Here is a 9,525-nt window from a genome sequence, read left to right on the forward strand (position 1 = left end):
AGCGTCAGATGTGTCTACGAGCCAGCCCCCCGCGCGCCCGGCTCGGTCGTCGCCTCCGCCGGCGCCGACGGCGCACCGGCGACCTGGTCGGGAGCGTCGTCGCCGCCGGGCTGACCGACGATCACGAAGACGGTGATCAGCACCGCGACCACGGCGATTCCGGCGAACCCGCCGGCCCAGGCCTGCCGCCGCCGCTTGGCCTCGGCCGCCTTCTGGGCCGCCAACTGTTCGGCCAGTCGCCGTCGCGCCTTGGTCTCCTGCTCGCTCACGTCCTCGACTCCCCTGCTGAGAGGTGTGGGTGCGTCCGGCTACAGACGCCGTCGCCGACACACGGTACCTGGTGGCAGAGGCAGTTCCGACCATCGATCGTGACCCGTGGGAATTGTGCGGCAACTGGGACACCGGGCCACGGCTGCGACCGGTACGAGAAGATCGCCTCGACCGGTTCGAGGAAATCGCCGGTCAGGCCGACTTGCGGGGAGTCGTCTTCTTCGCCGGAGCCTTCGCGGCCTTGGTCGCCTTCTTCTCCGCGGTCTTCTTGGCCGGCTCGGCCTTTTTCGCCGGGGCCTTCTTCGTGCCGCCGGCCTTCGTACCGGTGGCCTTCTTCTCGGCGGTCTTCTTGGCCGGCGCCTTCTTCTCGGCGGTCTTCTTCTGCGCGGAGCGGGCGGAGGTGATCGGGGTGGGCTCTCCGGCGCCACCGCCGGAGGCGCCGCCGCCCTCGCCTCGGGCCGCGCGGGCCCGCTCCACCGAGGCCTTCAGCGCCGCCATCAGGTCGACGGCGGCGGGCGGTGCCTCCTCGACCTCCTCCGGCTGTACGACCTCACGGCCCTCCACCTTCGCGTCGATGACCTCTTGGAGGGCCGCCCGGTAGTCGTCGGTGAACTCGTCCGGATGGAAGTCACCGGCCATCGAATCGACGAGCGAGGTGGCCATCGCCAGCTCCGGCGGCCGGACCTTGAGATCCTCGTCGAGGAAGCCGAAGGCGGGCTTACGGATCTCGTCGGGCCAGAGCATGGTGTTCAGCAGCAGCACGCCCTCGCGTACCCGCAGGGTGGCCAACTGCTCCCGCTGGCGCAGCGCCACCTTGACGATCGCCACCCGCTCGGAGTCGGTCAGGGCGTCCCGCAACAGGAGGTACGGCTTGGTCGCCGTGCCCTCCGGCTCCAGGAAGTACGCCTTGTTGTAGAGGATCGGGTCGACCTGTTCGGCCGGGACGAACTCCAGCACGTCGATCGCGTGGGAGGTGCTCAACGGCAGTTCGGCGAAATCCTCGTCGGTGAGGATCACCATCTCCCCGCCGCCGATGTCGTACCCCTTGGCGATGTCGTCGTAGGTGACCTCCTCGCCGCAGACCTGACAGGTGCGCTTGTACCGGATCCGCCCGCCGTCGGACCGGTGCACCTGGTGGAACCGGATGTCCTTCTCCTCGGTCGCGGAGTACAGCTTCACCGCGATCGAGACAAGGCCGAACGACACGGCCCCTTTCCAGATGGCCCGCATCCTGCACCTTCCTTCCCCGATATCGACCATGCTCGCATCAGACGGAACCGGGCGCGACGTGTTCGGCCTGCTACTACAGTCGGTTTCGTGCCCGGCGCGCCACTGAGGCCGATGCTCGCGGTGACCGGGCAACTGCCTGCCGGCGCCGGGTGGGCGTACGAGTTCAAGTGGGACGGCGTACGCGCACTGGCCGACATCGCCGCCGGACGGCAGCGCCTGTACGCCCGCTCCGGGGTGGAGATCACCACCGCCTACCCGGAGCTGATCCCGCTCGGCGAACAGGTCGACGACGCACTGCTCGACGGTGAGGTGGTCCTCTTCGACCGGGCCGGTCGACCCTCGTTCACCGCCCTGGCCGAGCGGATGCACGTACGGGATCCGGTCAAGGCGGCCCGACTGGCGGCGAGCGTCCCCGTCACGTACATGATCTTCGACCTGCTGCGGCTGCGTGGCACGGACCTCACCGGCTGGCCGTACGCCCGGCGTCGGGAAGCCCTCGACGAACTCGGACTGGGCGCGGCGCGGTGGACGGTCCCACCGGTCTTCCCGGACGGCCCGGCCACCTACGACGCCGCCGGTGAGCACGGCCTGGAAGGGGTGATGGCCAAGCGGGCGGACTCCACCTACCGGCCCGGCGTGCGGTCGCCGGACTGGGTGAAGGTCAAGCTGGAGGTGACCGGCGACTTCGTGATCGGCGGCTGGCGGCCCGGTGCCCGCCGGATCGGCGGCCTGCTGGTCGGGGTGCCCGGGGCCGGTGGGCGGCTGATCTATCGGGGGCGGGTCGGCGGTGGGATCGGGGCGGCCCTGGAACGCGAACTGTTGCGGGAGTTGGAGCCGCTGCGCACCACCACCTCCCCGTTCGGCGGCGACGTGCCCCGGGAGGATGCGCGGGGCGCGATCTGGGTAACCCCCCAGGTGGTGGTGGAGGTCAAGTACGGCCAGCGCACGCCGGACGGGCGACTGCGGTTCCCCCGGGTCCTGCGGCTGCGGCCGGACAAGGCGGCCGAGGAGGTGGCGGATGCCGAGTGAGCGGCTCCGGGTCGACGTCGCCGGACGCACCCTGAAGCTGTCGAACCTGGACAAGGTCCTCTACCCGAAGGCCGGCTTCACCAAGGGCGAGGTGATCGACTACTACACCCGGATCGCGCCGGTGCTGCTGCCGCACCTGCACGACCGCGCGCTGACCCGGATCCGCTACCCGAACGGGGTGGAGGGCAACTCCTTCTTCGAGAAGAACGCCCCGGCTGCCACGCCCTCCTGGGTGCACGTCGAGACGTTGCCCGCGCCCGGCTCGACGAAGGGCCGGGAGACCATCGACTACGTGGTCGCCGACGACCTGCCCACCCTGGTCTGGCTGGCCAACCTCGCCGCCCTGGAACTGCACACCCCGCAGTGGAAGGTCGGCGCGCATCCGGACCTGATGGTGGTCGACCTGGATCCCGGGCCACCGGCGACCCTGCGGCAGTGCTGCCGGGTGGCGCTGCTGCTGCGCGAACGGCTGGCCGCCGACGGGGTGGACTGTTATCCGAAGACCTCTGGCAAGAAGGGCATGCAGCTCTGCTGCCCGATCGCGGGCACCCAGTCCGCCGACGACGTGTCCGGGTACGCCCGACGGATCGCCCAGGAGCTGGAACGCGAGCACCCGAAGCTGATCGTGTCGAAGATGGCGAAGAACCTCCGGCCCGGCAAGGTGTTCATCGACTGGAGCCAGAACAGCGCGGCGAAGACCACGGTGGCCCCGTACTCGCTGCGGGCGCAGCCGGTGCCCTCGGTGTCCGCACCGCTGACCTGGGACGAGGTGGAGGCGGGCGCGGCGGGCAGGCGACCGTCGTCGAAGCCGTACACGGCCTCGGAGGTGCTGGAGCGGGTCGAGGAGCACGGCGATCTTCTTGCGCCGTTGCTCGAACCCGGCCCTGCGCTGCCTGCGGCGTAAGGAAGGGCACCTTGTTAACGCCTGCGGTATAGCAGGGGACCCCTGCTAACAGCTATCCCAGCCCGTCCCGCTCGGCCAGCACCTCGGCGATCACGCGGTGGTCGTCGACGGCCAGGGCGGGATCGGAGTCGAGGTGCTGCGCCAACAGCAGCATCGCCTTCCACAACGCCCAGCCCCGCGCCCGTGCCCAGGTGCCCTCGTCCTGCCCGACCGTCTCCCGGAAGGCGTGCCGGCTGCTGCCGGAGAACAACGTCCAGGCGATCACCAGGTCGCAGGCCGGGTCACCGACACCGGACGTGCCGAAGTCGATCACCGCAGCCAGCTTCCCGTCCACCACCAGCAGGTTGCCGACCGCGATGTCCCCGTGGAACCACACCGGACTGCCCCGCCACTCGGCAGCCAGGGCGGCCTCCCACACCGCAGCGGCCCGCGCCACGTCGACCTGTCCGGCCAGGAGGCTCAGCAGATGCCGGGTCTCCTCGTCGTAGTGCCCCGGCGAGGCACCCCGGAAGAAGCTGTGTTCCCCGGCAGCCGGGCCGCCGGTCGCGTCGCAGGACTGTAGGGCCAGCACGAACTCGCCCACCGCGACGGCGAGCCGCACCGGGTCGTCGACGCGGGCCAGGTCCGCCGTCTCGCCCGGCAGCCAGCCCCGCACCGACCAGGGGAAGGGGTACCCCTCGCCGGGGACCCCGACACCCAGGACCGGCGGTACGGCGACCGGCAACTCCGGCGCGAGCCGGGGTAGCCACTCGTTCTCCTTCGCCACCGCCGGGACGTACCCGGCCGCAGTCGGCAGCCGTACGGTCATCGTCTCGCCCAGCCGGTACGTCCGGTTGTCGTGGCCGTCGCGCTCCACCGGTGACACCGGCAGGTGTGCCCAGTGCGGGAACTGTGTGGCGATCAGACGTCGGACCAGCCCGGCGTCGATTCCGGCACGGCCGTCGGGAGCGGTCGAAGGCATCCCGCGATCCTCATTCCGTCACCCTGCGTCGGCAAGGGATTATCGACGGATGGAAACTGCGCTGCCCGTACGTTCCGTCACCGGCCTCGCCGCGCGGGACCGGCCGTTGATTACCTGCCTCGACCACCGGACGGGTGCCCGCCAGGACCTGACCGCCGCAGAGCTGGGCGAGTGGTCGGCGCGCGTCGCCGGCCTGCTGCGGGACGGGTGCGGGCTGAGGCCGGGCAGTCGGGTGGCGGTGCTGCTGCCGCCGCACTGGCGTACCGCTGCGGTGTTGCTCGGGGCCTGGTCGGTGGGGATGACGGTGTCGTTCCGGCCGTGGGCCACCGCCGGGTTGCCGGTGCTGGAGCCCGGCGGCGACCGGCCGTACGACGGCGTGCTGGTCACCCCGGAACGGCTCGACGACTGGCTGGAGGACGTGCCGGAGGGGCTGCACCGCTACCTCGTCGGCACCGGGCCGGAGCCGCTGGCCGAGGTGCCCGCCGGATGGCTCGACTGGTCCGTGGAGGTGCTGCGGCACGGTGCGGCCCCGACCGACCGTCCCGTGCTGCACGCCGGGGACGCGGCCAGCCCGGACGGCACCAGCTACGCCGAGTGGGGCTCGGTCGCGAAGGTGGTCGCCGAGCAGCTCGACCTGCGGGTCGGTGACCGACTGCTGGTCGACGTCACCGAGCACGACCAACCGTTGAAGTGGCTGCTCGCGCCGCTCTCCGCCGGTGCCTCCGTGGTGCTCTGCACCAACCTCGACCCGGAGCACAGGGACGCGGTCGTCGCTGCCGAGCAGATCACCCGTGTCCTGTGAACAGCCGCCACCGAGATGTTAGGAAGGGACCCCTGCTATACCGGAGACGGTAGTAGGGGGCCCTTCCTTGCACCTCAGTCGACGGTTGGTAGGGGTGGGCCGAGGACGTCGTCGGCGTCGACGATGGTGTACGCGTACCCCTGCTCGGCGAGGAAGCGCTGCCGGTGGGCGGCATACTCGGTGTCGATGGTGTCCCGGGACACGACGGTATAGAAGTGCGCCTGCCGACCGTCGGCCTTCGGGCGCAGCACCCGGCCCAACCGTTGCGCCTCCTCCTGACGCGAGCCGAAGGTGCCGGAGACCTGGATCGCCACCGCCGCCTCGGGCAGGTCGATCGAGAAGTTGCCGACCTTGGAGATCACCAGCGTGCGGACCTCGCCGGAGCGGAACGCGTCGAACAGCCGCTCGCGTTCCTTGTTGGTGGTCGAGCCCTGCACGATCGGGGCGTCCAGGTATTCGCCGAGCTGGTGCAACTGGTCGATGTACGCGCCGATCACCAGCGTCTGCTCCTCCGGGTGCCGCTCGACCAGGGCGCGTACCACCGGCAGCTTGGTGCGGGCGGTGGCCGCCATCCGGTAGCGCTCCTCGGCCTCGGCCGTCGCGTACGACATCCGCTCGGCGTCGGTCAGGGTGACCCTGACCTCGGTGCAGTGCGCCGGGGCGATCCAGCCCTGGGACTCGATGTCCTTCCACGGCGCGTCGTACCGCTTCGGGCCGATCAGGCTGAACACGTCACCCTCCCGGCCGTCCTCGCGGACCAGGGTGGCGGTCAGCCCGAGGCGGCGGCGGGCCTGGAGGTCGGCGGTGAACCGGAAGATCGGCGCGGGCAGCAGGTGCACCTCGTCGTAGACGACCAGACCCCAGTCGCGGGCGCCGAACAGGTCCAGGTGGGTGAAGGCGCCGCCGCGCCGCGAGGTGAGCACCTGGTACGTGGCGATGGTGACCGGCCGGATCTCCTTGCGCTCGCCGGAGTACTCGCCGATCTCCTCCTCGGTCAGCGAGGTGCGGGCGATCAGCTCCCGCTTCCACTGCCGACCGGCGACGGTGTTGGTGACCAGGATCAGCGTGGTCGCCTTCGCCTCGGCCATCGCCGCCGCGCCGACCAGCGTCTTGCCGGCACCGCAGGGCAGCACCACCACGCCCGAGCCGCCCGCCCAGAACGCCTCGACGGCCTCCCGCTGGTACGACCGCAGCGTCCACGGCCTACCGCCGTCCTCGCCGCCCTGGGCCAGCTCGATCGGGTGGGCCTCGCCGTCGACGTACCCGGCGAGGTCCTCCGCCGGCCAGCCGAGCTTGAGCAGGGCCTGCTTGAGCCGGCCGCGCTCGGACGGGTGCACCGCGATGGTGTCGTCGTCGATCTTGTTGCCGAGCATTCCGGCGAGCTTCTTGCTCTTGGCCACCTCGACCAGCACCATCCGGTCGAGGGCGCGCAGGACGAGGCCGTGTCCCGGGTCGTTGGCGAGCTGGAGCCGGCCGTACCGGTCCATGGTCTCGGCCACGTCCACCAGCAGGGCGTGCGGCACCGGGTAGCGGGAGTACGTGATCAGGGCGTCCACCACGCCCTCGGCGTCGTGGCCGGCGGCGCGGGCGTTCCAGAGCCCGAGCGGGGTCAGCCGGTAGGTGTGCACGTGCTCGGGGGAGCGCTCCAGCTCCGCGAACGGCGCGATGGCCATTCGGCAGGACTGGGCGTCGGGGTGGTCGATCTCCAGCAGCAGTGTCTTGTCGGACTGCACGATCAGTGGTCCACCGCTCACGCGGAACCCCCTCCTCGGTACGGCTGATCGGCCCGCTCCGGCAGGTGGCTGACCTGCGGACGGGCGACCATCCAGTGTTGCACGTGCGGCCGGGTGACAAGAAAACCGTCGGCGAGCTGCAACCCGGCGGGTACCTCGGTGCGTCTTGCACTGGGGAGACGAGTTGTCGAGGGCCGCCACTGGCCCACGTCGACCGTCACGCCGGTCGGCGTCGGCGCGCGTCCGCGCCGCGACGAGTGGGGCCAGCTAGCGGGGGCCGGGTCCCGTCGTCGCGGACGGCCAGCGGGGGCGAGCGCGTGTCCGAGCCGCACCGGCGACCCCGTCCACCGTTTCCCCGTCGCCTGCTCCGGGGTATGAACCCGCCGGATCGTCACGTGATGGTGCTGGTCGGTTGCGCTCCGGGGTGTCACCCTGGACGGCAGAGCCGGACCGTACGGGGGAGGGCGCATGACCGTTGACCAGGAAATGATCCTCGACCGCGAGCAGGCGCAGTCCGCAGAACCCGTCTCCACCGCCACGGTGATCGCGTACTCGGTCCTCGGGGTGGCCCTGTTCGGCTGGTTCCTGTTCGGCTGGCTCGTCCTCCAGCAGGGCTTCGTGGACTCGGTCGGCGAGGCGCTCGGCACCGGATTCGCGTTGCTGCTGGTCGTGGCGATCGTCGGATCGGTCCGGCGCAGCCTGCGCTGACCGGTCACCGCCCGAGCACCGAGGCCGTGCCGGGTCACCTCTCCAGCACGGCGGCGGTGATCCGGTGCAGCGCGAACGTGTGCAGCATCTCGGTGCGCTCGTCCTCGGCGCGCAGGTAGCCGGCACCCAGCGAGACGGGTCGGACCAGTCGGGACGCCGTCGCCCCGTGCGCGTCGACGTAGCCCACCCAGACCAGCGCCTTGTCGCGTACCGCCTGTTGCAGCACGGCCAGGGCCTCGCTGTGGCCGGTCGCCGGGGTGGGGCCGTCCGGCGTACCGCCGCGTACCGCCGCCGGTGCCCGCCGTGCCGCCCGTGCCGCCGCGTCACCCCGGCGGATCTGCTCCACCACACCGAGCAGGCGCGGCAGGGGCAGACGCGGGGTGGCCAACGGGTCGAGGGCGCGGGTGGCGACCGAGACCCGGGCGGGTGCCCGCCGGGCCTTCGGCCGGGAGAGCACCGCCGAGCCGGTGGCGTCCTCGGCCACCGGGGCGAACCCCGCCTCCCGCAGGACGGCCAGCATCCGCCCGGCCTGGTAGGGGGTCACCAGCACGGTGGGCGCGAGTCGACGCAGCGCCAGCGCCTCCACCCGGCGGTCCGCCAGCACCTCGGCGAGCAGCGCCTCGTCGTCGCTGCGCAGGTACGCCCCGGCGGAACCGACCCGCAGCCCGCCGTGTTTGCGAGCCACGTCGTCGACCAGGTACGTCAGGCCCTGCGGCACCGGGGTGCGGGACCGGCGCCGGAACAGGTCGTGCAGGTCGTCGGCGGAGTAGCCGGCGTCGAGTGCCCGACGGACGCTGGCGGTGGTGATCCGGTGCACGCTCGCCCCACCGGCGGACTCCGGCTCGGCGACCACCTCCAGTTCGGCGGCGAGCGCCGGCTCGGGCGGGCCCGGCACCACCACCGTCAGGTCGGCCTGCACCAGGAAGTGGTCCACCGGGGCGGGCAGCAGCGCGTCCAGTGCCCGCACGGCGGTGCCCGTACCCTCGTCGGCGTCGGCCCGGAGCCCGAGCGGGTCGTCCGCGTCGCGATCCTCGCTCGCGGTCGCCTCGGCCAGCAGCAGCCGCCCGTACGAGGTGAGCGCCCCCAGCCCCGTCACGCCCAGCGAGGCCGCCTCGGTCAGCACCTCCCGGTGCGCCGCCTCACGCCCCCGGCTGCGACGCGGTGCGCGCCAGTCGAGCAGCGTCAACACCTCGTCGGCGGTGGGCGCGCTGCCCGGTTCCAGGTCGGCGAGTACGCCGAGGACAGCCCGGCGGGCGGCGGGCGCCCCGGCGCGTTCCGCCTCGGCGGAGAGCACCGTGATCGGGCGGTCCCGGTCGTCCCGTTGCCCGACGAGCCCGACCTGCCGGGTCATGGTCAGCCAGGCACGGGCCACCTGCTCCCAGCGCTGGGCCAGCGAACCGGCCCGCCACATCTCGTATCCGGCCGTGGGCATCACCTGCTGGTCGGCCCCGTACCGGCCGGCTGCGCCGGGCAGCTCCACCTCACCGGTCAGCCCGGCCGCGTACGCCACCTCCAGCAGCAGCGCCGCCGTCGGCTCGTCCAGGCCCGCGGTACGCGCCAACCGGCGCAGGTCGCGCACGCCCAGGCCGCCCGAGCGCAGCACCGGCGCGGGTTCGGCGGCCAACTGTTCCAGCAGCGCCTCGGTGTGGCGTACCACCTCCATGGTCTGCCCGGCCCCGGCGGAGTCGGCGGCCTTCGGCTCGCGTGGGGTGCTGGCGACCGCCGGAGGGCTGGTGCGCAGTGGACCGAGCGGCCCGGTGTCGCGGCGCAGCAGCAGCCCGACCTCCCGGGGCAGTTCCACCATGCCGGCGGTGCCGCCCTTGCCGCCGGCGACCCGCACCAGCAGCCGGTGATCGACCAGCCAGCGGACCGGCGAACCGGTCGCCGC

9 protein-coding genes are annotated in these 9,525 nt (G+C 72.3%); 4 read left to right on the forward strand and 5 right to left on the reverse strand.

What is annotated here, in order from left to right:
* Positions 1–14: 14 nt before the first annotated feature.
* Both EYA84_RS19490 and EYA84_RS19495 read right to left on the reverse strand, forming a co-directional pair.
* Complete coding sequence (locus EYA84_RS19490; protein ID WP_394347592.1) at positions 15–269, reverse strand: hypothetical protein; 255 nt, start codon at positions 267–269, stop codon at positions 15–17.
* Between the two features lie 193 nt (positions 270–462).
* Positions 463–1,500: a Ku protein gene (locus EYA84_RS19495; protein WP_131054480.1), complete on the reverse strand. Its 1,038-nt coding sequence runs from the start codon at positions 1,498–1,500 to the stop codon at positions 463–465.
* 87 nt (positions 1,501–1,587) lie between these two features.
* Here EYA84_RS19495 and ligD (EYA84_RS19500) point away from each other — a divergent pair, with 87 nt between their 5' ends.
* Positions 1,588–2,529 (forward strand): non-homologous end-joining DNA ligase, encoded by a 942-nt coding sequence (gene ligD, locus EYA84_RS19500; protein ID WP_131054481.1) that lies wholly within the window; start codon positions 1,588–1,590, stop codon positions 2,527–2,529.
* Positions 2,519–3,433, forward strand: a complete 915-nt coding sequence (gene ligD / locus EYA84_RS19505; RefSeq protein ID WP_131054482.1) for a non-homologous end-joining DNA ligase — start codon at positions 2,519–2,521, stop codon at positions 3,431–3,433. The genes ligD (EYA84_RS19500) and ligD (EYA84_RS19505) overlap by 11 nt, the downstream gene beginning before the upstream one ends.
* A gap of 52 nt (positions 3,434–3,485) precedes the next feature.
* On the opposite strand, the gene EYA84_RS19510 is transcribed toward ligD (EYA84_RS19505), so the two are convergent.
* On the reverse strand, positions 3,486–4,394 hold the full coding sequence (locus EYA84_RS19510) for an aminoglycoside phosphotransferase family protein (protein WP_131054483.1): 909 nt from the start codon (positions 4,392–4,394) through the stop codon (positions 3,486–3,488).
* A 49-nt stretch (positions 4,395–4,443) separates the two neighbouring features.
* Here EYA84_RS19510 and EYA84_RS19515 point away from each other — a divergent pair, with 49 nt between their 5' ends.
* Entirely contained in the window at positions 4,444–5,196 is a 753-nt protein-coding gene (locus EYA84_RS19515) for a TIGR03089 family protein (protein ID WP_131054484.1), read from the forward strand.
* A 74-nt stretch (positions 5,197–5,270) separates the two neighbouring features.
* Here the strand turns inward: EYA84_RS19515 and EYA84_RS19520 are convergent, their stop codons facing one another.
* Positions 5,271–6,950, reverse strand: a complete 1,680-nt coding sequence (locus EYA84_RS19520; protein ID WP_131054485.1) for a DNA repair helicase XPB — start codon at positions 6,948–6,950, stop codon at positions 5,271–5,273.
* A 447-nt stretch (positions 6,951–7,397) separates the two neighbouring features.
* Between EYA84_RS19520 and EYA84_RS19525 the strand changes: the two genes are divergently transcribed.
* Entirely contained in the window at positions 7,398–7,637 is a 240-nt protein-coding gene (locus EYA84_RS19525) for a hypothetical protein (RefSeq protein ID WP_131054486.1), read from the forward strand.
* A 34-nt stretch (positions 7,638–7,671) separates the two neighbouring features.
* Here the strand turns inward: EYA84_RS19525 and EYA84_RS19530 are convergent.
* Positions 7,672–9,525, reverse strand: a 1,854-nt coding sequence (locus EYA84_RS19530; RefSeq protein WP_131054487.1) for a helicase-associated domain-containing protein, incomplete at its 5' end; no start/stop codon positions are given.

Source organism: Verrucosispora sp. SN26_14.1, assembly GCF_004307965.1.
Lineage (GTDB): Bacteria > Actinomycetota > Actinomycetes > Mycobacteriales > Micromonosporaceae > Micromonospora.

Excerpts from the sequence above, each read along its gene's own strand:
- EYA84_RS19495 (WP_131054480.1), bottom strand. The coding sequence starts at position 1,500 with ATGCGGGCCATCTGGAAAGGGGCCGTGTCGTTCGGCCTTGTCTCGATC.
- ligD (WP_131054482.1), top strand. The coding sequence starts at position 2,519 with ATGCCGAGTGAGCGGCTCCGGGTCGACGTCGCCGGACGCACCCTGAAG.
- EYA84_RS19510 (WP_131054483.1), bottom strand. The coding sequence starts at position 4,394 with ATGCCTTCGACCGCTCCCGACGGCCGTGCCGGAATCGACGCCGGGCTG.
- EYA84_RS19515 (WP_131054484.1), top strand. The coding sequence starts at position 4,444 with ATGGAAACTGCGCTGCCCGTACGTTCCGTCACCGGCCTCGCCGCGCGG.
- EYA84_RS19525 (WP_131054486.1), top strand. The coding sequence starts at position 7,398 with ATGACCGTTGACCAGGAAATGATCCTCGACCGCGAGCAGGCGCAGTCC.